Origin of the sequence: Clostridium massiliamazoniense, assembly GCF_001403635.1 — a bacterium.
Taxonomy (GTDB): domain Bacteria; phylum Bacillota; class Clostridia; order Clostridiales; family Clostridiaceae; genus Sarcina; species Sarcina massiliamazoniense.
The window spans coordinates 1,916,265-1,941,827 of the sequence record NZ_LN879468.1 but is presented as its reverse complement, the minus strand read 5'-3'; the positions used below and the strand labels follow the sequence as shown (position 1 = coordinate 1,941,827).

Below are 25,563 nucleotides of genomic sequence, written 5' to 3'. Positions count from 1 at the left end.
TTCTTCTTTTTCACATGGTATGAAACAAAAAGTGGCTATTATTGCAGCTTTAATACATAGACCCGAGCTACTTGTAATGGATGAGCCTTTTGTAGGATTAGATCCTAGGGCAGCTTTTAGTTTAAAAACTATTATGAAAGAAATGTGCAAGGAAGGAAGCACAATATTTTTCTCATCTCATGTTCTAGAAGTAGTGGAAAAGATTTGCACTAAGGTGGGAATGATTAATAAGGGAAGACTAGTGAAGTGTGGAAGGGTAGATGAGTTAACTAAGGAACTATCATTAGAAAATATATTTATGGAGGAGCTTAATAGAGATGAAAAATAGTATAAGATTTAATCTCTTGAAAATGAATCTATTAAATCAATTTAAAATACAAGAATACTTTCATGGTGAAGGAAAGGTTAAAAAGCAAAGAAGAAATACGCTACTAATAGCTTTCATAGTAATATTTGCTGTTATGAGTTATAGTTGTGGATTTGCTTATGGGTTAAAAGAGCTTGGATTTGGAAGGAAAATTCCATTAATAGCTTTTACTATTTCAGGATTAGTAGTATTTATTGAAAGTATATTTAAAATAAATACTACTTTATATGGTGGGAAAGATTATGATATACTTATGTCATTTCCTATAAAAGTAAAAGATGTTGTTTTTAGCAAGACGGATATGATAGTTATTATGGATACATTTTTATGTGCAATTATTATGATACCCATGGGAATTATTTATTCTACTATGACATATAACAAAATAATATTCTGGATTATATGGATAATAGGTTTAGCGGCAATTTCATTAATATTTGTTTGTACTGCCAATATTGTTTCTTTAATAGTAAGTTCAGTAGTTACAAAAATGAAAATTTCAGAAAAGGCTTATATACTTGTTATGACTGGATTAATACTTATCATAATGTGTGCTTCTATGATATATGTAAATATGAACTTACATGGAAGTAGCATTAATGAAATTGTAGATTCAATTTCAAATCTTATATTAAAGTATATACCTGGAGCAAATATATTTAATTTAGCAGTACGTAGAGAAAATATATTAGTTGTTTTAATTATAACAGCAATAATATGCATAATATATCATGTTTGTGCTATTGTTATAGCTAAAGTATATGTAAAAAATGCTTTTATATTTAGACAGTCAAATGTAAAAGTAAATGATATAAATGAAATGAAATATTCAAGTGGTAGTATTTTGGGGAGTTTATATAGAAAAGAAATAAAGCATTATTTTTTCATACCTATTTATGTATTTAATAGTGGTATTGGAGCTACACTTGCAGTGATTTTTTCAATAATTATTGCTTTTGGGGGAGTAGACAATATTGAAACTTTAGTTAGAAATTTAAATATTGATGTTAATAATATTATTATGAGATGTGGAAATTACATAATAGTTTTACTTATATCATTATCATGTACAACTTATGCTTCCATATCTTTGGAAGGAGATACTGCATGGATAATGAAAAGTATTCCTATTACAGGGAATATTATTATTAAGTCTAAGATGCTTGTTAATTTAACTATAACAATTCCAGCAGCAATAATATCATCATTAATTTTCTCTTTAAGTTATAATCTATCTTTTTCAAGAATTATTATTAATATAATTACTCAACTTATTTTTGCTTTGTTTGTTGCAGAATGGGGTATATTTGTAAATTTAAGAAATATAAACTTTGAATGGACAAATGAAGTACAAGTTATTAAGGAGGGAATTACAGTAATCGTTGGAATAATTGGAGGATTTACTTTATCAGCTATAGTTTTAACACTTATATATTTATCTCAAGATTTAAGTTATATATTTGTGAGTATTATCATTAATTTAGTTATAATAGGTATTCTTAGAGTTATGCATATTAATAATATAAAAAATATTGAGGAAATATTATAATTAATATGTGAAACATTTATGTATACTCCTTGCTGTTGTTTTGTGTGGAAACTTAATTATAATAAGGCTTTATCATAAATGTTTTTTATTTTATCAAACTGTAAAATTATTCAAGTATTGTTGTACTATTATAGAAAAGAATTATTAGAGGGAAGATAAATTGAGAGACATATTAAGAGACACTAAATTTAAACTTTAGAATGATTAAGAATAAAGCTAGACAAGATAGTAATCTATTTTATCTAGCTTATTTCATATAATGTTGAATTTAAGAGTAAAAAGAGTTTATAAAGGAGATATATTCATATTATTCAAAAATTAAAATTAGGGAAAATAGAATTGAAAAGAGTAATTTAGAAAAAACGCACTTGAAATTGTTACGGAGAACTGTACCATAAATAGATAAAATTTTTATATGTGTTATACAAAATTAAAATTAGTAAAAATAATTAAACAGAGTGTATAATCATTATGTAATTGAATTGTGATAGTATTAATTAATATTGAATTTGTTAAGGAGGAATATTGATGACTTTAATGCAGGATATGACATGGTATGAATTTAATGAAAGAAAGGATAAAGATATAGTAATATTACCTGTGGGATCTGTAGAGCAACATGGACCTCACTTACCACTTTATACAGATACAATAATATCAGAGGGATTTTCTAAGCTTTTAGCAGATAAAGTAAATGGAATAGTGATGCCACCTATAAATTATGGATATAAATCTCAACCTACATCTGGAGGAGGGCCATTATTTCCAGGTACAATAGATTTAAATGGAACAACACTAATAGCATTAGTAAAAGATATTATAGAAGAATTGATAAGAGATGGTGTTAAAAAGATAGTTTTAATAAATTCTCACTTTGAAAATCAAGCATTTTTACTAGAAGCAATAGACTTAGTAAGTAGAACTATGCCTAAAGGAACAAAAATTATAATGATGAGTTGGTGGGATTTAATAACTCAAAAAACTATTGATAAAGTTTTTGATGAAGTTGAATTCCCAGGGTGGGCGTTAGAACATGCTGCTATTACAGAAACATCTTTAATTTTAACTTTTAAACCAGAAGCTGTTCATATGGAAAGATTAATAGATGAAAAAATAGAAGAAGTTCCAAATTATCAAGTATATCCAATACCAACTAATTTAGTACCAAAGTCAGGACTTTTATCAATAGGTAGAACTAGTTCTAAAGAAAAGGGTGATTTAATAGTTGAAGAAGCTTTAGAAGGAATGATAAAAATAATTAACAAGGAGTTTGGAATGTAAATTAAGTAAATAAAATAATAGATATATGTTAATTAATAATATAAATAGAGATTTTTATATAACTTATTATGTATTATGGTGAAATTGTTGGTGTTTATATAATTAAATAATATATTCTGAAAATTTTAAAGTAGAGTAATAAACTAGATGAAGTATGTTACCTCATCTAGTTTATTTTTTTGGATCAATAAAGTGTAAGTTTTAATATTATTAAGTAAGAAATATATATAGATGTATAAAAAAATAAAAGGGGGGATTATATGACGGAATTAATGATAATTAGTGGTTTAGTATTAATTATTTGTATAACTTCTACTAAAGTATTATATAAGTTTGGTGTGCCAATACTTCTTATCTTTATTGCTTTAGGAATGCTATTTGGTTCTGATGGATTAGTGGGAATTTATTTTGATAACTATGAATTAACTAGTCAATTATGTTCTATAGCCTTAGTCTTTATCATGTTCTATGGGGGGTTCGGAACCAATTGGAAGATGGCTAAGCCAGTAGCGATTCCATCTATATTGATGTCTTCCTTGGGAGTAATAGTTACAGCTGGACTTACAGGTTTGTTTTGCAATTTAGTGTTAAAGACAACCTTATTAGAGGGGCTTTTAATAGGAGCAGTGGTTGCATCTACTGATGCTGCATCAGTATTTGCAATTTTAAGAGCTCAAAAGTTAAATTTAAAAGGTTCATTAGCATCACTTTTAGAGGTTGAAAGTGGGAGTAATGATCCAATTGCTTATATGATGACTCTCACAATATTGACTATAATAAAAAATTCGGGAGAATTAAGTTTAGGCACAATCATTCCTATGATATTCATACAAGTCATCTTTGGATTAGTTGTAGGCTTTTTACTTGCAAAGGGAGCAGTATATATTCTTAGATATTCAAACTTTGAAATAGAGGGATTTTACACAATATTTGTAATAGCAGTTGCAATACTTTCATATTCATTTAGTGAACTTTTAGGTGGAAATGGATATTTGAGTGTATACATTGCAGGAATAATAATAGGGAATAGTAAAATACCTCATAAAAAAGGTATATTTCACTTTTTTGATGGAATTTCTTGGGTTATGCAAATAGCTTTATTTTTTATGTTAGGACTTCTATCTTTTCCATCAGAGTTACCACACGTCACAGGAATGGCAATATCCATATCCATATTTATGATATTAGTTGCAAGGCCACTAGCTACATTTATAATACTTAGTCCATTTAAATTCACTATAAAGGAAAAAATATTTATATCTTGGGTTGGTCTTAGAGGAGCTGCATCAGTTGTTTTTGCAATACTTGCATCTACCTATGGGGTTTCTATAGAAAATGATATATTTCATATAATATTTTTTATAGCTTTATTTTCAGTTTCAATACAAGGAACTCTTATACCTAAAATTGCAAACTTATTAAACTTAGTTGATAGTGAAGAGAAGAGTTCAGTACTAAAAACATTTACTGATTATACTGGAGAAATTAATACTGATTTACTAGAAGTAAATATAACAAAGGAGAGTAAATGGGTAAATAAAACTATTATGGATGCAAATATTCCCGAGGAAATACTTATTGTAATGATAAAACGAAAAAATAATATATTAGTTCCTAAGGGCTCAACTACTATAAAGGAGGGAGATATTTTAGTTTTAAGTGGTAAAGATATAGAATATTTAATTAGATAATTTATATTTTTATTAGAATCTCATGAAAGTCATAAATTAGATTTTCATGAGATTCTTTATTAAGGAATTGCAGGTGCAAAGTTAAGTGATTTAAGTTTTTATTTAAAGAAAAATTAAATTTTAAAAAAGACAATGATATTATAAATTCAAAGTTAATAGAGAGATATAGCTATGTGTGACTATATAGGGAGATATTTTTTAAATATAAAAAGGTATAATATGGATTTGAACTTTTGGAAATTATATCATTACGGAGTATAATTATATTATGATAAAAATAAGCACATCATAAATAGGAGTTAATAAGAACTTTAGAAAGCCAAAACTTAAATAAGTAATATAAGAATTATGGAGGATTAATTATGTCTGAAAAAATAGATTTTGATTTTATAAAAAATGCAGCATATCCAGAAGGAGAACAAGGAAGTGAGATTCTAAGTCACATGAATGAAAGTCATTATGGACTTACTAAATGGGGCTTTGAACATATGGAATTTGGAAAAAACATTCTTGATATAGGATGTGGCGGAGGAGCAGCTATTGAAAGACTTGCAGCTATGTATCCTAATTCACTAATGTACGGATGTGATGTTTCACCTGTATCTATTGAATGCACACGTGAAAGAAATAAAGAACTTATTGAAAAAGGTAAATTAAAATTAGAACAATGTGGAGTTTCAAATTTAAACTTCCCAAGTGATGCCTTTGATTCTGTATATTCTATTGAAAGCCTTTATTTTTGGCCTAATCAACAAGAAGATTTAAAGGAAGTATTTCGTGTACTAAAAATTGGTGGTAAATTTATGACTGCATTAGAAATGGTCGGTGGAAATATGAGCGAAAGAAGTAGTGCCATTGCTGAACATTTAAACATGAATTGTCCTACCCCAGAACAATTAAAAGAATTACTTGAAAATGCTGGTTTCTCAGATATTAATATAGATCATAATGAAGAAGAAGGATGGCTTTGTGCTACTGCTATGAAAATATAACTTAAATAATAGTATAAAGGTGTTAAGATTATAGCTATAATTCATAGAATTAGCAAGTAAGCATTATTAAAATAATAAAAATAAAAAAGTCTTAATCTAAATTAGAGGTTGAGGCTTTTTTTATTTTTATATAAATAGTAGTACTACAATATTTAGCTATGATATAAAATAATGATTTAATATGTAAAGCATTATTTTTTTTATTAAAAATAGTGAATTCTGAGGAAAAACATTATATAATTTGAATAAATCAATGGATTGATTAAAAAACATAAATTATTAAATCATTAAATCATTAAAACAAAGGAGAAATAAATTATGACTAAACATAACAGAAAGGATAGGGTAGCTTCTTTATCAGTAGCATCTAATGCAATACTTATAATTTTAAAGCTTGTAGCAGGTGTTTTAAGTGGATCAATAAGTGTTATATCAGAGGCAATACATTCATCTATAGATTTAGTAGCATCTATAGTAGCATTTCTTTCAGTAAAAATATCTTCTAGACCTGCTGATGAATTACATCCATATGGATACGGAAAAATAGAAAATATATCTGGATTAATAGAAGGATCATTAGTTTTAGTAGCATCAATAATTATTATACTAGAAGCTATTAGAAGAATTTTTGTCCCTACTCCAATCCAAAATGGTGAGATAGCTATAATAGTGATGCTTGTTGCAGCTTTTGTTAACTTTGTTGTATCAAGAATATTACATAAGGTTGGAACAGAAGAAGATTCAATGGCACTTAAAGCAGATGCTGTTCATTTAAAAACTGATGTATATATTTCATTAGGTGTTGGATTAGGAATCATTCTTATAAAATTAACTGGAATACATATTTTAGACCCTATAATTGCTATTATAGTTGCTTGTCTGATAATTAGAGAAGCCTTAGAAGTAATTGAAGAGAATTTTGGTGAAATAATTGATAAAAGATTAGATGATGAAGAGGAAGAAGAAATAAAAAGTATCATAGAAGGATATAAAAATTATTTTATAGATTACCATAAATTAAAAACTAGAAAATCAGGAGATATGAAACATGTAGATTTTCATATTAGAGTCAATCCAGAAATGACAGTTAAAGAAGCTCATGATATTATAGGACATATTAAAAAAGAGATGAGTGAAAAACTTGAAAATGTAAGGGTTACAGTACATATAGATCCAGCTCAAACATTATAATAAAAGGGTAGTTCAAATTAATTGATATGTTATAATTAAAATAAAATTTATTATAATGGAGTAATAGTTATGACTTTAGAGAAAAAGTTTGATGAAGACCTTATTAAAAAGTGTGAAATAGCACAAAAACAATATGGATATAATCCAACAAAGTTTTTACAAACAGTAGCAAAGTTTGGAGGAGTAAAAACAGCTAAGGAAATTATCCGTAAGGGAAGAATTTCTGACGGGTTTGATAAATTACAACAAGCAAATCGTATAGACCTAACAATGGAAGCTACTGTTATTGATACAAAGTATGGTGAACTTTTTACTGATGATGAAGTAAATAGTTGCTATGATTTACTTTGTGAATATGGATATTACAAATAAAAAAGTCTTAATCCTTAATTGGATTAAGACTTTTTTTATGTCATTAATATTCTTTAAAAGGTTTTTAAGGTTTTCTATATTAATTATTTTTTCATTACATTTAGAACTATCTAAGCATATATTAACTTAAATTAAAATTAATTAGTATATTTGAGAGAATTTAAGTAAAAACTAGTTTTAAATAAAGCCTAGGATTTTATAAGGTGTTGCTGCACCTATAAATTCAATAGATACCGAACTATCTAAGGAACCATAAAATCGAAGACTTCTTTTGTAGTATAGCCAATAAACTATAATTTATTCAATTGTAATTTATTTATAGGTAATAATTTTAGAAGTACTTTTAATTTTAAGATATTAATCTCTCCAAAGTCCCTTAGATTTAATTAGGGATTTTGGAGAGATTTTTTAGGAGTGATTTAAATGAAAAATACAAATGTACAAAAATTTAATGGAGAGGAAGTTCATAGTTTCCTTTGGAATGGAAGGTTATGTTGGATAGGTATAGAGGTAGCTTCTATGCTTGGATATGAAAATCCATCTAAGATAGTGAATTACTTTATTAATTCAGGTAATTTTCTTGAAGGAATAGACTATGAAGTACTAACTAGAGAGGAGTTAAAGGAATTTAAAATAATGCTTTTTAGTAATGGAATAAGTAGATATAAGCAATCACCTAAATTAGTTTTATTTTATGAAAATGCTTTATTAGACTTCTTAAAGTATAGGAATAAGTTAAGTGATTTAGAAATTAAAGAGTTTATGGGTGAAAATGAAGATGATAATGTTAACCCTAATATTTTAATGAGAGAATTTAATGGAAATAATATTTATACTTTTATATGGAAAGGTAAACCTTGTTGGATAGCCACTGATATTGCAAAGGCTTTTGGATATATAGACCCGTCAAGAACAATCAATAATTGTATAAAGTCAGAACGTTTTGAGAAAGAATTTGAATATGAAATATTAGAAGGCAATAATCTTAGGGTATTTAAAGATATTGTAGGAGATACAATATCTAATAAAGAGCGTGTAGCAAGGTTAACTATTTTTTATGAAGATGGTCTTTATGGTTTTCTTCAATATTCAGAAAAACCTATAGGAATTGAATTTAGAAAATGGCTTAGAAGAGAGGTATTGCCTAGCTTAAGAAAGAATAAGTATTATTCACTTGATGAGGTGAAGGATGAAGAAGTGGACTTATCCTGTGGAGAAAATTTAAGTTCAAAGCCTGTGGATAACTTATTAAAAGTTCAAGAAGCAGATAAAATGTTAGAAATAATTAAGACCATAGACAGTATAGTTAGAAGTAATAATGAAAATAAGTTAAGTGATTTAAAAGAAATATTAGAAATGATTTTTATTAATGAGGAAAGTGGAATATTTTAATTGTGGATAACTTAAAGGTGGAGATATGGAGAGTAAATACCTCCACCTTTTAGTAAAATTAATTAAAATACAATATCATGAACTAAAGGTGAGGAATAAGTCCTTATTATAAGACATAGCCAGTGGATAAGTATTTAATAAAAATTAGTGATGTATTTTTTATTTATAAAGAGTATTATATTACTTTCAAGTTTCAAAGCAATTACTTCCTTGAAGTCTAAAACAACTACTCCAGTGATAATGCCAAATCCATTAATTATAGTCGAAATAGTAGTGCCTTTAAAATTTTTTTCTATTAAATCAGAAATTAGATTCTCCTTTGAATTAACTATTGATACTTTGTCTGATTTAGAAAGTTGTTTTTCTTCTGAATTAGGTATTGGCAATTCTTTTAATTTAGGTTTTGATACTTCTTTTAAAATTATTTCTTTTTCATTAGAATTACTTTCATTGGCATTACTTTCAGTAATATTACTTTTATTTACATTGCTATTAATAAGCTCTATTTCAGTGGAAGGGATAGAAAAGTTTTCATTATATTCAAAATCAATATTACTACAATCAATATTGTCATAATTAATTTCATCATAATCAGTTTCGTTATAATTATTTTCATTATATTCAAAAGTAATATCATTAATATTAAAAGGAATGTCATTAATATCAATATAATCAATAAGAATACTATTAATATCAATTATAGGCATATATTTATTTGAATATATATAATTATAAGAACGATATTTTGGATCACTAGATAATTTAGTTACTAATTGTTCTTCTTCATTTGCGGCTATGTTATAAATATTATTATCTTTAATTTTATCATATGTTTTTATTGCTTCATTCTTTTGAAAAGCTTTATTCTTCTTAAGTACATTATTATTTGTAAATGTATTTTGATTATTAGTTGATGCTCTATTTAAATGGCAGTTAATAGAGCGAGGTGAACAATTAATATTTCCATATCTATTTGGAGGAATGTAATTAGGTATAATTTCATGATTATAATATTTCAATTTATTCATAGTTTGATTTTGGATATTAGCATTTATATTTTGAGTTTTTGAGCTTTCTGGGAAAGGGTTATTTAATAAAACGGAGTTATTTTGTGAAAATGTAGAGGAATTATTGAAACCATGAAAATTATGAAATTCTGAATTATTACGTAGTAAGAAATAAATAGGTATAAGTGGAATACCTCTCGGTAAACAACAACTTAATAAAAGTACTATTAAAATATCCATGCTTTCACCTTACTCAATTAATATATTTAATAAGCGTAGATATCTCTACGCTTATCATCACTTGATTATTATAAACATATAATAATATATTTATTTTTTATTAATTTTGTTACTTATAGAGCCATGTATATGGAAATATATATAGCACTACCTAGTAATATAATTAAAGAAAATGGTATTGAAAAAGCTGCATATTCTTTTAAGTTATAAATATTCATAATATTATTTTTTTCTTCATCGGATACCTTACGATGATATAAATATCTATTAACTTCACTAAGCATTATAGGGCCTCCTGTGGCTGACCAAGGTAACATACTACTTCCAGCAAGAATTCCTAAAGCTAATGGAACGAAAACAAAGTTACTTCCGATTATAGGAATTAATTGTGCACACATTGGTAAGATAGTTGCAGCAGCAGGACCAGCTGATAGGAAGGTTGCAATTAGAAATGAACAGAACAATATGCAAAGAAGAATTAAAATCTTATTATCGCCTGTAAATGAAAGTAGATAATTTACTGCTGTTTTTAATACTCCATAATGCTCTAATACTCCAGAGATCATAAAGAGTGATGAAATAAACACCAATGAATCTGTTACATCAAGGGAGTTTAGTATATCACCAGGATTACCTGATACAAAAATCAATGTAAATCCAATAAAGAACATACATACATAAGAAATAGAGAGATTTATAAAAGGAGCAATGCAAACACCAACAATAAAGAGACCAAACACTATTAATGGCCAATAAAGTCTTTTGAATTTTGATTTTGGAATAATGGCTTTAATATGTGGAGGTGGTTCATGTGGTGGAGGTGGTGTTGGAGCATCCTCATCCTCTGGTAAAGGTGGAAGTGGTGCTAGAGGAGTAGCCTTCAAAATTAAGCTTTTCTCTTTGTTCTTTGTATTATGCTTAAATTTAAATAATTTTATTTTATTTAAATATTTATACCAAAGGAATAAATAAAGTATTAGTAATCCTTCAAATACAGCACATGGTATAAAAAGTTTATTTAGAAAATCAAAAAGTGTAAAGTCTGAATACAAGGTAATAATTACTGCGGGAGTATCAGCCCATGGCAGAGGACAACCACCTATATTTGAAGCTATTAAACAAGCTACTAAAATTGGTGTCACAGGGAATTTAAATTGTCTTACAATGGTTAATACTATAAATGTGAATATAAGAATAACACTTAAGTTGTTCATGAATAAAGATGTAACATACATAACAAGCGGTAGAACAACTATTATAAATGTTTTGCTTCCCTTAGATAATTTTAATAATTTATTTCCTATAGCCTCTAAAAAACCATTATTCTCAAATATTTTCGAGAATAATGCTAAGGCTAAAATCAATAAGACTATTTCTAATGGGAAACTCTTAAATACATCCACGAAGGTGTAACCTTCAAATAAAGTTGTATACATCAACAAGGCGCCAACACCTAAAATTGATATAGCAGTACGATATTTAACTGAAAACACCATTAAAATATAGATGACTAAAATAATGAGAATTGGAATCATAAAATTTGCCTACCTTTCAATATTTTTATTCCATATATTTTTATAAAATATATGTTCAAAATAAGTGTTCAGGGAAAAATATAAAACAATATAAAATTGAAAAGTAGAAAATAAATCTTAAAAGATTTATTTAAAGGACTGTAAATCAGATTTACAGTCCTTTATATATGGAAATTTATTAAAAGAAAAATGCAATAAGATTTTCAGCTATATTAATTATTTTTCCATCTTCTGCCTTTAGAGAAATAATTCCTTCTTTTTCACTAGTGATAACCTTACCTGTTATTACTATTGGTAAACCTGTAATTGCAACAGTAATTGTAGCACCTTTAAAATCATTTGTTAATAAATCATACATTATTAATCACCTCTAATTTATTTATCTTTTTTGTGTTTATCATCTTTATTGTCTTTATCTTTTTTATTATCATCTTTTTTGTGGTCGTCTTTATTGTCTTTATCTTTTTTATCATCATCTTTCTTGTTGTCATCTTTTTCGTCTTTGTCTTTCTTATTGTCATCTTTCTTATTGTCATCTTTATTGTCTTTATCTTTTTTACCATCATCCTTTTTGCTATCATCTTTATTGTCTTTGTCTTTTTTATTATCATCATTATTTGATGAATCATGTTTAGGGCCATGAGGATCTGGTCCCTTTAAGTCTTTTAATGGAGCAAAACCTTCTTTTAAACTTGATAATTCATTGAATGATTCCATTTTACCGAGTTCTTTTAATGGAAGAGAAATATCTTTCAATGAAGAAAGTTCTTTAAATGCACTGTTGGGACCTGCTGTTAGTTCTTTTAAAGGTTTTCCCGCACTTTTTAAATCTTCAAACATTTATTAAAACCTCCTGTTTAATACATAGATTATGAGTTATTTAAATTTACACATAAGAAAATAGCCATATAATAAACTAATCAAAGTGGATCTTTAAGTAAATTTATAAATCTTCGATTTAGTTACTTAAGTTTATCCAATAGAAATTAGTAAATTTAACTAAATCTTAATGAAAGTTATTTAGAAAATTAGGAATATCAAAAAAGTTATAGAATTTACTTACTAAATAAATTTTTATAATAATAGGCTACAATATAAAATGAAACTTAGCATAAAGTGAATTAATATTATTCATACATAAGAGCATAACAATATTTATCTTCAGGTGCTATTTAATGTTAAAATTACATTAAGTATCTAGAAGTATAATGTTATTTATATCTTACTTAGATGAAATTAAGGAGAGTTCAAGTAGGTAGCCATTATCAAAGTAGCCTATAATTTCTCTAATATTTAATAGTGTTTAGAAAAAGAATGCTATAAGTTCATTTGAGATATGAACAATTTTTCCATCCTTTAATTTAAGAGTTACTGTGTCATCACCATTACTTTTTAAAACTTCACCAGTTATTGTTATAGGTAATCCTGTAATACCTAATGTTATAGGTGCACCTTGGTAATTATTTGTTATTAAACTAGCCATGATATAGCCTCCTTTTAACATAATTAAATTGCTTACAATATATGATATAAATTTATACAATAAAATGTTCCGGAATAAGACAAAATAACCAGATACAAATGCTGAAATTTAATAAAAAATATATGATTCAGAAGAAAAATAATATAAAGAATAAATTCGAGTAGAATAAAATTTATTACATGGGTTAGTTACTTTAAAGTGCCTAATTGTGAGTTAATTACTTTAGAATTATTATAAATACATAAGGTAAAACAAGTTATTAAATAACAAAAAGTAAAATCGAAAGATTAAAAAGTAAGGGGATGTAAGTATGAACTTTAATAAAAAAGATACAGCTATAGTACTAGTTGATCCACAAAATGAATTTTTACATGAGATGGGAGCAGGATACCCATTAGCAAAGGATGTTTTGGAGGAAAATAATACTATAAAAAATATAGAAGATTTACTTAAGGCATCAAAAGAGAATGGATATAAGGTATTTGTATCACCACATTATTATTATCCACATGACCATAAGTGGGAATTTGAATCAAAGGGTGAAAAGATGATGCACTCATTAAAAATGTTTGAGAGGAAAGGACCATCTGAAGCAGTAGATAAAAACTCAAGAGCTGATATATATGAATTATTTAAGCCATATATAGAAGATGATGAAACTGTAATAGCTAGTCCACATAAGATATTTGGACCACAAACAAATGATTTAGTATTACAATTAAGGAAACAAAAAATAGATAAGGTGATTCTTGGTGGAATGAATTCAAACATTTGTATTGAATCACATATGAGAGACTTAGTAGAACAGGGATTTGAGGTATATATTGCAAAGGATGCAACTGGAGCACCAGGGGTGGATGCTTATAAAGCTGCAGAAATAAATTTTGATATGCTATCAAGTGGTTCACTAAAAACAAATGATATTATAAGAAACTTAAGATAAATAATAAATTAAATAAGTAAAAGTTAAGTTAGTTAAGTATGTGTTAGTAAAAATAAGTTGAAAAATAAAAGACCGTTGTATAAGAAATTAAAAGTATAGATTAATTTAAAAATGAAGTAATAAATGCTTCCCTAATATTATCCTAATAACAAAATCGAGATAGATATGCAATAAAAATATATGTTAAATTCAAAGCAACAATAGAGTTTCTCACTTCTCTATTGTTGCTTTACTTTATCTAAATTAATATGATTTTTACACAAAGAGTACTGTTAAATAAGTTAATTAGAAAGATCAAAACTTAATTTAAATATATTATGTAAATATATGGAAAATAAATTAAATATGTGTTACAATATTTGGAAATAAACCTAGGGTTAATTTAAGTAAAGTTTTAACTTTAGATATATTTTAGTGAAGATTATTTAGGGGCTGTGTTTGTGTTTGAGAAGATTGAGCGCAGTACTAGTTATCAGAGAAAAGTTTTGTTCGGAGGGGAAAAATGAGAGTTAGGGAGCTTAATTTTTATGGCTCATTAAGCTCTAAGATAATATTAGAGGATGAGTTTAAATGTTATTTAGAAGTTGATTATAAAGATTCTAAGAGTATTTATGTTTACCATAAGGAAATAGAGAAACTTACGGAGTTCACTTCTACTAGTGATATGAGATATAATTTTTTCGTTGATGAACACAGGAAAAATATCTATGAATACTACATAAAAAATAGCTTTTTAATAGTAAGAGAGGTTAGTTTATATGATCCTATAGAAATATTTAAATATAATCTTGGGAGAGGAAGTAAGTTAATAGATTTATTTGCAATAGATAATTATATTTTTGTAAGATATAAAAATAATAAGGATTTCACAAAGGGATTTATTTATTCTGTAGAAGAAACTTTAACTTTTGAGATTAATGATAGGGTATTTCTAGAAACTGTAGGGAAAAGAGTATTTTTCAAACAAGATGATATTGCTTATATGGTAGTTGATGAAAGTTACTATAGTCCTAAGGAAATTATCGATTTAAGGAATAGTTATGGAGAAACTGAACTTACAAGAAATGATATTGTATTATATGACATAAATGATTTAGTTCAATCTGTTATTGAAGGGGAAAAAATAAAGAAAAATTTGCTTATAGATTCTCATGGGAGAGAATATGTAACTTTACTTGGAATTTATGATAATAAAATAGTAGTTTTTCATAAAGGAGTAAAAAATAAATTAATATATTTTTCTATAGATGATAATATTGCTTTTAGAACAGTTAATAAAGAAATAGATGATTTGGTATCAAAGGGTGATTTACTTCTTATATCTAAAAATAAAAATAAGAAAGAAGTTATAAATACTGATAATAATACTATTTATTCTTACAAAGAAATAGAGAAAGATGAAGATATTAAAATTAGAGCTTTTATGGAAGAAAGAATATTAGTTTACAGTAATAATAGTTCTAAAGGACATAAAAATATAAATTTACATGATATATTTACTGGTAATATTAAGAGTTTCAACTGTGATTTTTTAATGATAGATAAAGAGTTAGTGTAGAAAGAAATAAAAATATAAAAAAAATTTATTTTATGATAAAGTTTTCATAAACATGGTCGATAATAAATTTGGGTATGGTATAAAAGCTTGTTGAGAATAGGATATTGTCTAAGGCTTAATTGAGAATTAATTATAAAAAGACAGACTATTGGGGTATAATAGGCTGTTTTTTTATTGGGAAAAATAATATATAGAAAATTTATTCTGTTAAAAGATAAAGAGGATGTATCAAAATTGTAGATACATCCTCTTTATACAATTAAACTCTTTATTAATATTACCTTAAAAATTTTACTGTATAATAAGGTTTAATTATGAGTTAATTTATCTAGTGTTTCCTCAAAGGCTGATAAGATATCTTTATCTACATCTTTACCTAAGGTGGTATACCAATCTTCAAGGATTTCATTAATTATTTTTATATAAGGCTTTCCTTTCTCAGTTAAATAAACATTGAAATTTCTCTTATCTTTTTCATTTTTAACTCTTTTTATCAAATCCTTTTTCTCTAAGGATTGAGCTATTCGAGTGGTAGCGGCTTTATCTACACAGGTATTTTTAACAATAATATCTTGAAGTGCACCATCGTTATTTACTAATTGCTTTAAGTATGAGAATTCAGAACTTGTGATTTCTAATTCAGCAACTCGTTCATTAACGAAGGCATGATATTGCTTTCTAAAAAGGGCCATGTTGTTTACTAAAGTTAAAGCGTTATTATTCAATGTGAATCACCTTCTTAAATTTTATATAATTAAGTCTTCCTTTAATGCAGTATATATTGAACAGATTAATGCAATTAATGCAATTATTACAGCAGCGTAGAAATTGCCTGTAGAATTTTTCATTCCTATGATATTGGCTATACTTTGAAGTATCATAGGTGAAACAAATTCTCCTAAATATAATCCAGTAGTTATTATTAATATAGCTAGGGATGTATGAGTTTTATGAACTATATTTGAAGCAAATAACATTGTGTATGGAATTATAGATCCAAAGCCATATCCACCAAGAATTATTCCAAGCCCAATAGTAAATAAATTATTTCCATATCCTGCAAGAGCAAAACCTATAGCCATTAATATAAATATTAACATAGAATAATATTTTTTTAGTACTTTTATAAATTTTCCAAATAGTAAGGCACTAACTAATGATGAAAGTGTGCTAAGTGAAACTAGGCTAGCCGCAACTGAATCTCCACCTAGATTTTTAGCTTTTATTAAGAAGTCCATGTTAGTAGGAACAGCATAAAATGCTACAAGTGCTAAAAATACTAAGAATGAATATTTAAATACTGATTTATTTAATTTAATTTCCTTAGTAGTATTATGTAAGTTATGTTTTTCTGAAGTATCATTTACTTTTTTCTTAGAAGGTAGATAGAAAATTACTATAAGTAAAACTACTGCAACTGATAAGTAAATTAAGAATGAAACTCTCCAACCTATATTTGCAAGAACCCCAACGATTAAAGTGGAAACAATCCCACCTAAGTTTGTTGAAGCTGTTGAAAATCCCATGAATTTAGCTCTTTCTTTTCCTTCAAAGTATTCTCCAATAAGAACAAGAGACATTGGTGCAGTGATTCCAAGACCTAAACCAAGGATACCTCTAGTTATAAGTAAAGTGTATATATCAGGTGCTATAGCTGAGCATATTCCACCTATTAAGAATAATAATAATCCTATTATGATTAAAAGTTTATCTGACATATATTTTAAAAAGTTAGTGTTTAATAAACTAACTGGTATACATATAAGTGCTGGTAATGTTATTACTAACTTTACTAAAACAGGTGATGCAGATAAAAAATGATTTTGAATCCCAGTTAAAGCAGGAGCCATTGCAGCTGTTGCAATAAGGGATAAAAATGAAATTGATAGTATTGCTATTTTTTCTAAAGCTTTCATTAAGATTTCTCCTTTGTCAAATTAGTTGACTTATCAACTAAAAATAATATAACATTAGATAGTTGATATGTCAACTATTAAATTTAAACTTTATTTAACATAAGTTTATATAGAGTTCTTTATTTTATAAGATAATAAAAATATGGATAATTTTACAATTGATTGGGGGGATTAGAGTGTTTTCAATGGAATTATTGGTGCAAGAAAGTAATAAAGGTGAAATAGGGGAAATGTTAAGGGATTCCATGGGAAAAGATGATAAAATACTTACTGTAATTAGTGGGGAAGAAGGTAAGGATTTTAAGGCTACGTTGGATAAATTTAAAATAAAGAATAATGCTATTTATACAATAGAAAGAAAAATGGTTGAAATAGAGAGATTAGAAAAAGAACTTATGGAAGATGATGAAATAACACATTTTGCAGCAGTGATAAATGGAGAAGTTGATAATCTTCCATTAATGAGACTAGCTAAGAGATATGATAAGATTTTAGTAAATATAGAACAATAAACAATAAAAAAACTTGTAGGTGTAGAACTTACAAGTTTTTTTATTTTAGTGAAATAAATTTAAAGTTAATTTCGAATATATATATGAAAGTACTTTCAAGAGAATTGAGGAGGGGGACAGTATGGCTAAAGACCTAGGATTTATTAAGGAATTAAAGAAGAAAGACCCTAAAGCCTTAGATTATTTAGTTGATAATTATTCAAATCTTATATTTAAAATAGCTAATGGAATTTTAAATGATAGAGAATTAAGTAAAGAGTGTGTTAATGACGTTATATTAAAAATATGGAACAACTCAAAATCCTTTAATAGAGAAGAAAATAAATTTAATTTATAGGTAATGGCAATTAGTAAATATACAGCTATTGATATGTTAAGAAAGGAAAAGAAGCACTATGGAAATGAAGAACTAGATAGTGCAAAAATAACTTATAGTCATAATATAGAAGAAAAAATAATAAATAATGAGGCTATAGAAGGAGTACGGAATCAAATAAATAAAATGAGTGCTGTAGATAAAGAGATATTCTTAAAAAAATTTTTTGAAGAAAAGAGCAGTAAGGAAGTTGCAGAAGAATTAGGGGTAACAGAAAAGTTCATTAATCTTAGAATTTTTAGAGGAAGAAAAAAATTAAAAGAGGGTTTTAGTAATGAGAGGAGTTAGGGAGTTATGGATATAAATAAAATTAATGAGAATTTAGATAATTTTAATATAGATGAACTAGAGCTTTCAGAAGATAATTTATGTGAAATAGAAATAGAAGCAATAAGAAAAGAGGTAAAAAGTAAAATTAAAAAGCCAAGAAAAAGAGGAAAAATAGTTGCAGCTTCAACAGCTATAATAATAACAGGAACTATGTTCACACCAGCTGTAGCAAAGAACTTGCCATTTATAAGTGATATATATAAGGAGTTAGGTTTCTTTGATGGTTACGAAGAGTATACGAAGTATATAGGTGAAAGTAAGAGTGAGAATGGTTATAAAGTGACTATTGATAATATAAGTACTAATGGAGCTAATTTATTAGTAGGAATAAGAGTGGAGAGTGAAAAAGAAGAAATTAAAAATAAATATATAAATTGTTTTACTGAGTTAATAAATAAACCTAAATCTGGTAGTGTAAGTGCTGCATCAAGCTTTTCTTATATAGATAACAAAACAGTAATAATAACTCATAGTATTAATTTATCTGATATAAATCAAATTTCAAGTAATAAAGGAATAAAGCTTGTTATATCAATGTTAGATGAGGTTTCAAATAATAATTTAATGAATGTTTCATTTGATTTAAATGTAGATTTTAAAGGAGCACTTAGTAAATTAAAAGTAATTAATGTAAGAAAAAAATTAAATGATAATATATATATTTATTCATTGAAAGGAACTGTGAAGGGAAGTAATTTAAAAGTAAAGGATACATTAATTTATAATGATAGCAATCCAAATTATATGATAGATCATAAGTATTATTTAAATGTTGATGGAGTAATTCATAAGGTTGATATTAATAATAACTCTAGCTTTGATGATGGTATTGGTAGTTTTAATTTTCCTTACTTAACAGCAGAGGAAATAAAGAGTGCGAAGAGTATAGAATTAATAGTTGCAGAAGCTAAAAGATTTGGAGCAGAAGAGGAACTTGTTGAATTTGAAGAGAGTAGAAAAGGGAGCTTAATTTATCCTAGTAAATTAAAAACAAAGAATGGATTAGAAGGTGAGTTCTATAATGTTGAAATTCATGATAATAAAATAAGATTGCATTTTAAGAGTAATTTTGAAGCTTTAGGAACATTAGGAAATATGACTTTATGGACAGGTGATGAAGAAAAGGAAACTTTAATACAAAATATAGGTATTATAAAAAAAGATGAAAATGGTTATATTCTTGAATTTAATAATGTTGATTTAAATAAGAAAAGTAGGTTGATTACTTATGACAGCAATTTAGATTTAGATAATGTTAAAACAGAAACTATAAAAATAAAATAGTTAATATTTAGGGATTAACTAAGGGATATAAATTTAGTCAAGTGAATAAGGAATAATTAAATATGAATAAAACTTTAAAAAAATATTGATAATTTGTTGATAAATGTAGTATAATGATGACAATCGAATAATATTTAATTCTGTCTGAGTCATTTCAGATAGAAATCTTTTATCAAGAACGGTGGAGGGACTGGCCCTGTGAAACCTGGCAACAACCGATATTTATATAGTCGGAACTGTGCTAAATCCTGCAAGAATTTTATTCTTGGAAGATGAGAGATATAGAGTTTATGAATGTAAATTTGAACGCCAAATTCAAAATTTCAAGACTGTTTCTTATTCTTCTGCGAATAAGAAGTGGTCTTTTTTTATTTGCATAGGAGAAAAATGTACAAGCTATATAGTGAGGAAAAAACAAAAGAGGAGGATAAAAATTTGAAAAAAGGAACAAAAAAACTTACTATGTTTGGATTTTTATTTCTTACTGGTTCAGTATTAGTAGAAATATACGAGTATCCAACCTTCGCAACTAGTGGATTCAGTGCTATATTTTATTTACTAGCAGGAGGCTTTTTATGGTTCTTACCTATAGTTTTAGCAGCTGCTGAAATGGCAACTGTAGACGGATGGGGAGATGGTGGAGTATTTTCTTGGACAGGAAATACTTTAGGTGAAAAGTGGGGATTTGCTCACATATTCTTTCAATTTATGGTCTTTACTATTGGGGCTATAACAATGATTTATTTTATTATAGGTGCTTTGGCTTATGTAACAGGATGGACAGCCTTAAATAATGATCCACTTATTAAGTTTATAGCAGTTTTAGTTATTTTCTGGGCAATAACAGCAGTTCAATTAACTGGTGTAAAAAATACTGCTTTAATAGCTAAAGTTGGATTTATAGGTGGAGTTCTTATACCGGGAGCTATTTTATTTATTTTAGCAGGATTATATATTGCAAAAGGTTTTCCTGTACATGTTGTAATAAGCTCAAAAACTTTTGTACCTGATTTTTCAAAAACAAGTACATTAGTAGTATTAGTTTCATTTATGCTTTCTTATATGGGAGTTGAAGTTTCAGCAACCCATGTTAAGGATATGGAAAATCCAAAAAGAGATTATCCTATAGCAGTAATAATATTATTAATTTTAGCTATTGTTTTAAATACAGTTGGGGCTTTATCAGTGGCAGCAGTAGTACCACAATCAGAATTAAGTCTTAGTGAAGGTGTATTCCAAACATTTTCAGGATTACTTGGACATTTTGGACATTACCAATGGCTTGTTAACATAATAGCACTTTTACTTGCAATGGGTTCAATTGCAGAGGTAAGTTCATGGATTATAGGACCATCAAGAGGATTATCTGTGGCTGGTGAAAGAGGAATATTTCCTAAAAAATTAGCTGAAAGAAATAAAAATGACGTTGCTCCTTATCTTTTAATAATTCAAGGAATTATAGTAAGTGTATGGGCAGCAGTATTAACTTTCGGAGGAGGAAGTTCAAATACTTCATTCTTCATGGCAATGACACTAACTGTTATAGTATATCTTGCAGCATACTTCTTATTTTTATTAGGTTACATAACTTTAGTAATAAAGCATGGCAATTTAAAAAGAAGTTATGAAATACCAGGTGGAAAAATAGTAAAATTAACAGCAGCAATTATAGCCTTAATATTCACAGTAGTTGCATTCTTTATATCATTTTTACCACCAACAGGATTACCAAAACAAAATGTAGAAAGTTACACAATTCTTTTAGTAGTTTGTTTCCTAGTTATAATGGTTCTTCCATTTGTAATTTACTCAATTAGTAAAGTAAGGGGAACAATAGTGGAGGAAAAAGATTCAACAAAAGAAGAGTTAGTAGAACATTTAAATTAATATAATAGGAGGATGTATCAAGTTACGGATACATCCTCTTTGTTTTTTATCTAGCTATATAGCTATCTCGGCAGATAAAAGTAATATAATAAATTCAGCAAAAAAGATAATTTTTAATTTATTATTTTGATAAGATATAATAAAAGTGAACAAAAGAAAAGGAGAAGGTTATTATGAGTAATTTAAACGTAAAAATATTAGAAGCTACATCAAGTGCATTTGGTAGAGAAATGACTGTTTGCCCAGTTCTTATTTATGATGAAGAAAAAGCAGTTTTAATAGATTCAGGTCTTCCAGGTCAATTTGAGGCATTAAAGTCAGAAGTAGAAAAATATATAGATATTAATAAATTAAAAGCTTTAGTTATAACTCATCATGATATAGACCATGTTGGTGCTGCTAGAGAATTTAAAGAACTTTTAGGAAATGATTTTAAAATATATTCAACTGATGTAGAAGCAGACTATATTTCAGGAGAAAAGACTCCATTAAAGCTTGCTAAATTAATAGAAAATGAAGCTAATTTAGATGAGGCTGGAAAAGGTAGATTAAAATTCTTCAAAAAAGGTTTTGATAGTTCTTATGTTAAAGTTGATGAAACTTTTAAAGCTGGTGATAGACTACCAATATTTAATGAAGTTGAAACTTTGGACATGCCAGGGCATACTTTAGGACATATATGTATATATGCAAGAGAACAAAAAACTTTAATAACAGGTGATGCCGTATCTTTAGAAGATGGAAAATTAATTAGAGTTAGAGATGGTGCTCATTATAATCCAGAACAAGCTAAAAATTCATTAGAAGAATTAAGAGGTTTAGATATAGAAAAAGTTCTTTGCTATCACGGTGGAGAATATGTTGGAAAAGTAGATGTTGATGAATTAAAGAAATAATATCAATAAATAAAAAATAAATTTCTTATTACATCTAAGTTAATTATAAGTTTGGAATTTTTAAAAGTTATCCACAATTATTTTTATTAAAATTATCTGTGGATAACTTTTTTTATTTAGAGTTGTGGATAATTTTCGATAATTAATGTTGTGGGTAACTTTTTGAATTATTAATTGTGGATTATTATAATTAAAATGAGGTGATGTATTTGAAATTAGATTATAGAAATAAAATGTTAAAGAAAATTCCAAAAGAATTATTTAAACATAAGTTTATTGAAGAGATAAGTTTTTTTAGAAATGATGTGGAAGAAATACCAGAGGAATTTTTCAACATTACTAGTATAGAGAACCTTAATTTATCTGTCAATAAAATAAAGGAAATTCCTAAGGATATAATAAAACTTAAAAAATTAAAAATTTTAGACTTAGGTTATAATAAAATAGAATTTTTACCTAAAGAGATTTTTGAGTTAGAGGAATTAAGTGAATATTTAAATCTTCATGGAAATAATATAGTTACTATTCCTAAAGAAATAAAAAACTTAAAGAAATTAAGATACTTAAATTTAAGTGAAAATAGAATAAGTAAATTGCCTTTAGAAATTGGACATTTAAAATCTTTAGTTGAACTAAGAGTAAATTCTAATAAGCTAAATGAAATCCCAACAATTTTAGGGGAGCTTTCTGATTTAAGAGAATTACATTTTAAAGAGAATAATATATCTTATATTCCTAGTAAATTATGCAATTTAAATAAGTTAAGAGTTTTAGATATTAGTGATAACAATTTAAAAGAAATACCAAAGGAATTTGAAAACTTACAATCCTTGAGAAGAATAAATTTAAAAAATAATGAATTAAGAGAAATACCTAAAGAAATTGGAGAGATTAAAGGACTTTTAGAAATTGATTTAAGAGGGAATGATATTATCACTTTACCAAAAGAAATACTTAATATCGAAGGTTTAGAAAAGCTAGATTTAAGATGGAATATTAATTTAGAAGCTGATGAAATATTGAGTGAATTAGATAAAAGAGGGTGTATAGTCTATAAATAAATTATACACCCTCCAACTTATTTTAGTGAAACTTATTCTATTATACTAGCGAAACCTTCCCCTAGAACCTCATTAGTTGTGCTAACTGTTATAAAGGCATTTGGGTCATTTTCCTTCATAAATTTTTTTAACATTATAAATTGTCTTCTATCTAAAATAGTTAATATAACGTCATTTTCTTCTTTAGTATATCCACCTTCCCCTTTTAAAATAGTACATCCTCTGTCAATATCCTTTGTTATATAATCAACAACTAAGTCTTTTTTCTTAGTGAATATAAGTAGTTTTTTGCATGATTTAGCTCCATTTATGAATTTATCAATAAAGTTTCCTGTTAAGTAAACACTTAAAAGTCCAAACAAACCAAGTTCTATACCAAAAGTATACATAGCTAAAAGAATAACTACTGAATCAGAAATAAACATTCCCTTTCCTATGTCTATGTGAGCATATTTATTTAAAAGTTTAGCTGTAATACTTGTACCACCTGTTGATGCACCTTGAGAAAAGATAATTGAAGAACCAAGGGCTAAAAGTGCACTTCCGAATATTGAGGCTAATATTAAATTGTTAGTTACAGCATTGGGAGCACCAATTTTCTCAATAATAGAAAGGATTCCAGATAAGCTAAAAGCAGCATAGATACTTTTAACTCCAAAATTTCCTCCTATAAATATAAATGCTATGGCAAATAATATTGCATTGCAAATAAACATGATTATTCCAGGTTCAAGACCAAGTAAATTATTTAAAACAAGAGCTAAACCAGAAACACCACCACTTGCTATATTATTTGGAAAAAAGAAAAATTCAAAAGCTATAACAACTAATAATACTCCTAAAGTAATTATTCCATACTCTTTAAGTCTTTTCATAAAAGTTCCCCCTAACTATTTTATTTTTACGTAGCATTAATAATTTAAAACACAATATATTTTTAATTGTTAAAGATTGGTTGTCAACTGTGATTGGATAAAATTAATATAATTAACATATTATTTAATTTTTTTAAGATTTTGAAGTAGTTTAATAAAAAGGAATTTAAATTAATATTGATATATGAAAAATTATTTTTTAGGTTTAAAAAAGGTTGTGAGTAAGTCTTTAAGTATATAGAGAGTTTTTTATTTTAACATCAAAAGAGGAGAGATATTATGAAAGCAAGTGAATTATTAAAAGAATACAAAAAGAACCAAATTAAAATTAAAAATATAGAAATAGAGATAGAAATTTTTAAAGAAGAAGATGGATTAAAAGCTGTTGAATATAAGGATAACTTATCTACAGCTGGAGGAAATAAAAGTATAGTAGAAAACATAGTGATTAATAATAATTTAAAGATAGAAGCTTTAGAAAAGAAAAAAAGTATATTAGAAAAAAAACAAAGCAAGATATTTAATGTAATAAAAATTCTAAGTGAAGATGAAAGAAAAATTATAGAGTTAAGGTATTTTGATGATTTTCCATATACTTGGTATCTAATTGCAGAGAGATTAAATATGAGCTATGGAGCTGCAAGAGGAATATATATGAGGTCATTAAAAAAGATAGATGCAATTATAAATTGTTAGTTGGATTATAGAAAACAATTTGAGAACAAAAAGTAAACAAAAGAAAGACAGAATATGAATAAAGTCTTGAGTTAAGATAATATCAAGCTAATTAATCATTAGCAAATAAAAATTAATTTTCTAAAGAAA

The 25,563-nt window shown here is 26.5% G+C and carries 26 protein-coding genes and 1 riboswitch; of the genes, 18 read left to right on the top strand and 8 right to left on the bottom strand.

Going from position 1 to position 25,563, the window contains the following annotated elements; genetic code table 11:
- Nucleotides 1-19 precede the first annotated feature (19 nt).
- The 8 genes from ARA19_RS18210 (at nt 20) to ARA19_RS16030 (ending at nt 8,835) form a co-directional block, all read left to right on the top strand.
- Nucleotides 20-328 carry an AAA family ATPase gene (locus ARA19_RS18210; RefSeq protein ID WP_341382728.1) on the top strand — a complete coding sequence of 103 codons (309 nt, stop codon included), beginning with the start codon at nt 20-22 and terminating at the stop codon, nt 326-328.
- Nucleotides 318-1,916 carry a hypothetical protein gene (locus tag ARA19_RS16060; protein ID WP_055071935.1) on the top strand — a complete coding sequence of 533 codons (1,599 nt, stop codon included), beginning with the start codon at nt 318-320 and terminating at the stop codon, nt 1,914-1,916. Before ARA19_RS18210 ends, ARA19_RS16060 begins: the two co-directional genes overlap by 11 nt.
- Nucleotides 1,917-2,444: 528 nt before the next feature.
- Nucleotides 2,445-3,197 carry a creatininase gene (locus ARA19_RS16055; RefSeq protein WP_055071934.1) on the top strand — a complete coding sequence of 251 codons (753 nt, stop codon included), beginning with the start codon at nt 2,445-2,447 and terminating at the stop codon, nt 3,195-3,197.
- A 260-nt stretch (nt 3,198-3,457) separates the two neighbouring features.
- The gene (locus tag ARA19_RS16050) at nt 3,458-4,888 is read left to right on the top strand and encodes a potassium/proton antiporter (RefSeq protein ID WP_055071933.1); all 1,431 of its coding nucleotides are present in this window, start codon (nt 3,458-3,460) and stop codon (nt 4,886-4,888) included.
- 362 nt (nt 4,889-5,250) lie between these two features.
- Complete coding sequence (locus tag ARA19_RS16045; RefSeq protein ID WP_055071932.1) at nt 5,251-5,880, top strand: class I SAM-dependent methyltransferase; 630 nt, start codon at nt 5,251-5,253, stop codon at nt 5,878-5,880.
- A gap of 318 nt (nt 5,881-6,198) precedes the next feature.
- A complete protein-coding gene (locus ARA19_RS16040; RefSeq protein ID WP_055071931.1) occupies nt 6,199-7,071 on the top strand; it encodes a cation diffusion facilitator family transporter in 873 nt (290 codons plus the stop codon).
- Nucleotides 7,072-7,140: 69 nt separating this feature from the next.
- The gene (locus ARA19_RS16035) at nt 7,141-7,443 is read left to right on the top strand and encodes a hypothetical protein (RefSeq protein WP_055071930.1); all 303 of its coding nucleotides are present in this window, start codon (nt 7,141-7,143) and stop codon (nt 7,441-7,443) included.
- A 423-nt stretch (nt 7,444-7,866) separates the two neighbouring features.
- Nucleotides 7,867-8,835 carry a BRO-N domain-containing protein gene (locus tag ARA19_RS16030; protein ID WP_055071929.1) on the top strand — a complete coding sequence of 323 codons (969 nt, stop codon included), beginning with the start codon at nt 7,867-7,869 and terminating at the stop codon, nt 8,833-8,835.
- A gap of 134 nt (nt 8,836-8,969) precedes the next feature.
- On the opposite strand, the gene ARA19_RS16025 is transcribed toward ARA19_RS16030, so the two are convergent.
- The 5 genes from ARA19_RS16025 to ARA19_RS16005 form a co-directional block, all read right to left on the bottom strand.
- Nucleotides 8,970-10,082 (bottom strand): hypothetical protein, encoded by a 1,113-nt coding sequence (locus tag ARA19_RS16025; protein ID WP_055071928.1) that lies wholly within the window; start codon nt 10,080-10,082, stop codon nt 8,970-8,972.
- 113 nt (nt 10,083-10,195) lie between these two features.
- Nucleotides 10,196-11,578 carry an ArsB/NhaD family transporter gene (locus tag ARA19_RS16020; protein WP_207643346.1) on the bottom strand — a complete coding sequence of 461 codons (1,383 nt, stop codon included), beginning with the start codon at nt 11,576-11,578 and terminating at the stop codon, nt 10,196-10,198.
- A gap of 217 nt (nt 11,579-11,795) precedes the next feature.
- Nucleotides 11,796-11,975 (bottom strand): hypothetical protein, encoded by a 180-nt coding sequence (locus ARA19_RS16015; protein WP_055071926.1) that lies wholly within the window; start codon nt 11,973-11,975, stop codon nt 11,796-11,798.
- 17 nt (nt 11,976-11,992) lie between these two features.
- The gene (locus ARA19_RS16010) at nt 11,993-12,457 is read right to left on the bottom strand and encodes a hypothetical protein (protein ID WP_055071925.1); all 465 of its coding nucleotides are present in this window, start codon (nt 12,455-12,457) and stop codon (nt 11,993-11,995) included.
- A gap of 463 nt (nt 12,458-12,920) precedes the next feature.
- Nucleotides 12,921-13,100 (bottom strand): hypothetical protein, encoded by a 180-nt coding sequence (locus ARA19_RS16005; RefSeq protein ID WP_055071924.1) that lies wholly within the window; start codon nt 13,098-13,100, stop codon nt 12,921-12,923.
- Between the two features lie 310 nt (nt 13,101-13,410).
- Here ARA19_RS16005 and ARA19_RS16000 point away from each other — a divergent pair, with 310 nt between their 5' ends.
- Both ARA19_RS16000 and ARA19_RS15995 read left to right on the top strand, forming a co-directional pair.
- On the top strand, nt 13,411-14,043 hold the full coding sequence (locus ARA19_RS16000) for a cysteine hydrolase family protein (RefSeq protein WP_055071923.1): 633 nt from the start codon (nt 13,411-13,413) through the stop codon (nt 14,041-14,043).
- Between the two features lie 502 nt (nt 14,044-14,545).
- Nucleotides 14,546-15,601 (top strand): hypothetical protein, encoded by a 1,056-nt coding sequence (locus tag ARA19_RS15995; RefSeq protein ID WP_055071922.1) that lies wholly within the window; start codon nt 14,546-14,548, stop codon nt 15,599-15,601.
- 308 nt (nt 15,602-15,909) lie between these two features.
- On the opposite strand, the gene ARA19_RS15990 is transcribed toward ARA19_RS15995, so the two are convergent.
- Nucleotides 15,910-16,326, bottom strand: a complete 417-nt coding sequence (locus ARA19_RS15990; protein ID WP_055071921.1) for a MarR family winged helix-turn-helix transcriptional regulator — start codon at nt 16,324-16,326, stop codon at nt 15,910-15,912.
- 21 nt (nt 16,327-16,347) lie between these two features.
- Complete coding sequence (locus tag ARA19_RS15985; RefSeq protein ID WP_055071920.1) at nt 16,348-17,517, bottom strand: MFS transporter; 1,170 nt, start codon at nt 17,515-17,517, stop codon at nt 16,348-16,350.
- Nucleotides 17,518-17,693: 176 nt separating this feature from the next.
- On the opposite strand from ARA19_RS15985, the gene ARA19_RS15980 reads away from it, so the two are divergent.
- From ARA19_RS15980 to ARA19_RS15955, 7 genes are all read left to right on the top strand, one after another.
- On the top strand, nt 17,694-18,029 hold the full coding sequence (locus tag ARA19_RS15980) for a hypothetical protein (protein ID WP_055071919.1): 336 nt from the start codon (nt 17,694-17,696) through the stop codon (nt 18,027-18,029).
- A 121-nt stretch (nt 18,030-18,150) separates the two neighbouring features.
- A complete protein-coding gene (locus ARA19_RS18030) occupies nt 18,151-18,366 on the top strand; it encodes a sigma factor (RefSeq protein WP_242862437.1) in 216 nt (71 codons plus the stop codon).
- A 3-nt stretch (nt 18,367-18,369) separates the two neighbouring features.
- Complete coding sequence (locus tag ARA19_RS18025) at nt 18,370-18,693, top strand: sigma-70 family RNA polymerase sigma factor (RefSeq protein WP_242862436.1); 324 nt, start codon at nt 18,370-18,372, stop codon at nt 18,691-18,693.
- A 6-nt stretch (nt 18,694-18,699) separates the two neighbouring features.
- Nucleotides 18,700-20,019 (top strand): DUF4179 domain-containing protein, encoded by a 1,320-nt coding sequence (locus tag ARA19_RS15970; protein ID WP_055071918.1) that lies wholly within the window; start codon nt 18,700-18,702, stop codon nt 20,017-20,019.
- 166 nt (nt 20,020-20,185) lie between these two features.
- Nucleotides 20,186-20,298, top strand: a riboswitch (SAM riboswitch).
- A gap of 156 nt (nt 20,299-20,454) precedes the next feature.
- Nucleotides 20,455-21,906: an amino acid permease gene (locus ARA19_RS15965; RefSeq protein WP_242862435.1), complete on the top strand. Its 1,452-nt coding sequence runs from the start codon at nt 20,455-20,457 to the stop codon at nt 21,904-21,906.
- 173 nt (nt 21,907-22,079) lie between these two features.
- Nucleotides 22,080-22,802, top strand: a complete 723-nt coding sequence (locus ARA19_RS15960; protein ID WP_055071917.1) for an MBL fold metallo-hydrolase — start codon at nt 22,080-22,082, stop codon at nt 22,800-22,802.
- A gap of 209 nt (nt 22,803-23,011) precedes the next feature.
- Nucleotides 23,012-23,863, top strand: a complete 852-nt coding sequence (locus ARA19_RS15955) for a leucine-rich repeat domain-containing protein (protein WP_242862434.1) — start codon at nt 23,012-23,014, stop codon at nt 23,861-23,863.
- Between the two features lie 32 nt (nt 23,864-23,895).
- Here ARA19_RS15955 and ARA19_RS15950 read toward each other — a convergent pair whose 3' ends face one another.
- Nucleotides 23,896-24,738, bottom strand: coding sequence for a YitT family protein (locus ARA19_RS15950; protein WP_055071916.1), 843 nt, complete (start codon nt 24,736-24,738; stop codon nt 23,896-23,898).
- Between the two features lie 279 nt (nt 24,739-25,017).
- Here ARA19_RS15950 and ARA19_RS15945 point away from each other — a divergent pair, with 279 nt between their 5' ends.
- Nucleotides 25,018-25,434: a sigma factor-like helix-turn-helix DNA-binding protein gene (locus ARA19_RS15945; protein WP_055071915.1), complete on the top strand. Its 417-nt coding sequence runs from the start codon at nt 25,018-25,020 to the stop codon at nt 25,432-25,434.
- Nucleotides 25,435-25,563: the final 129 nt, after the last annotated feature.

Coding starts and splice junctions, on each gene's coding strand:
- ARA19_RS18210 (WP_341382728.1), top strand. CDS start 20: ATGAAACAAAAAGTGGCTATTATTGCAGCTTTAATACATAGACCCGAG.
- ARA19_RS16060 (WP_055071935.1), top strand. CDS start 318: ATGAAAAATAGTATAAGATTTAATCTCTTGAAAATGAATCTATTAAAT.
- ARA19_RS16055 (WP_055071934.1), top strand. CDS start 2,445: ATGACTTTAATGCAGGATATGACATGGTATGAATTTAATGAAAGAAAG.
- ARA19_RS16050 (WP_055071933.1), top strand. CDS start 3,458: ATGACGGAATTAATGATAATTAGTGGTTTAGTATTAATTATTTGTATA.
- ARA19_RS16045 (WP_055071932.1), top strand. CDS start 5,251: ATGTCTGAAAAAATAGATTTTGATTTTATAAAAAATGCAGCATATCCA.
- ARA19_RS16040 (WP_055071931.1), top strand. CDS start 6,199: ATGACTAAACATAACAGAAAGGATAGGGTAGCTTCTTTATCAGTAGCA.
- ARA19_RS16035 (WP_055071930.1), top strand. CDS start 7,141: ATGACTTTAGAGAAAAAGTTTGATGAAGACCTTATTAAAAAGTGTGAA.
- ARA19_RS16030 (WP_055071929.1), top strand. CDS start 7,867: ATGAAAAATACAAATGTACAAAAATTTAATGGAGAGGAAGTTCATAGT.
- ARA19_RS16025 (WP_055071928.1), bottom strand. CDS start 10,082: ATGGATATTTTAATAGTACTTTTATTAAGTTGTTGTTTACCGAGAGGT.
- ARA19_RS16020 (WP_207643346.1), bottom strand. CDS start 11,578: ATGGTGTTTTCAGTTAAATATCGTACTGCTATATCAATTTTAGGTGTT.
- ARA19_RS16015 (WP_055071926.1), bottom strand. CDS start 11,975: ATGTATGATTTATTAACAAATGATTTTAAAGGTGCTACAATTACTGTT.
- ARA19_RS16010 (WP_055071925.1), bottom strand. CDS start 12,457: ATGTTTGAAGATTTAAAAAGTGCGGGAAAACCTTTAAAAGAACTAACA.
- ARA19_RS16005 (WP_055071924.1), bottom strand. CDS start 13,100: ATGGCTAGTTTAATAACAAATAATTACCAAGGTGCACCTATAACATTA.
- ARA19_RS16000 (WP_055071923.1), top strand. CDS start 13,411: ATGAACTTTAATAAAAAAGATACAGCTATAGTACTAGTTGATCCACAA.
- ARA19_RS15995 (WP_055071922.1), top strand. CDS start 14,546: ATGAGAGTTAGGGAGCTTAATTTTTATGGCTCATTAAGCTCTAAGATA.
- ARA19_RS15985 (WP_055071920.1), bottom strand. CDS start 17,517: ATGAAAGCTTTAGAAAAAATAGCAATACTATCAATTTCATTTTTATCC.
- ARA19_RS18030 (WP_242862437.1), top strand. CDS start 18,151: ATGGCTAAAGACCTAGGATTTATTAAGGAATTAAAGAAGAAAGACCCT.
- ARA19_RS18025 (WP_242862436.1), top strand. CDS start 18,370: ATGGCAATTAGTAAATATACAGCTATTGATATGTTAAGAAAGGAAAAG.
- ARA19_RS15970 (WP_055071918.1), top strand. CDS start 18,700: ATGGATATAAATAAAATTAATGAGAATTTAGATAATTTTAATATAGAT.
- ARA19_RS15960 (WP_055071917.1), top strand. CDS start 22,080: ATGAGTAATTTAAACGTAAAAATATTAGAAGCTACATCAAGTGCATTT.
- ARA19_RS15950 (WP_055071916.1), bottom strand. CDS start 24,738: ATGAAAAGACTTAAAGAGTATGGAATAATTACTTTAGGAGTATTATTA.
- ARA19_RS15945 (WP_055071915.1), top strand. CDS start 25,018: ATGAAAGCAAGTGAATTATTAAAAGAATACAAAAAGAACCAAATTAAA.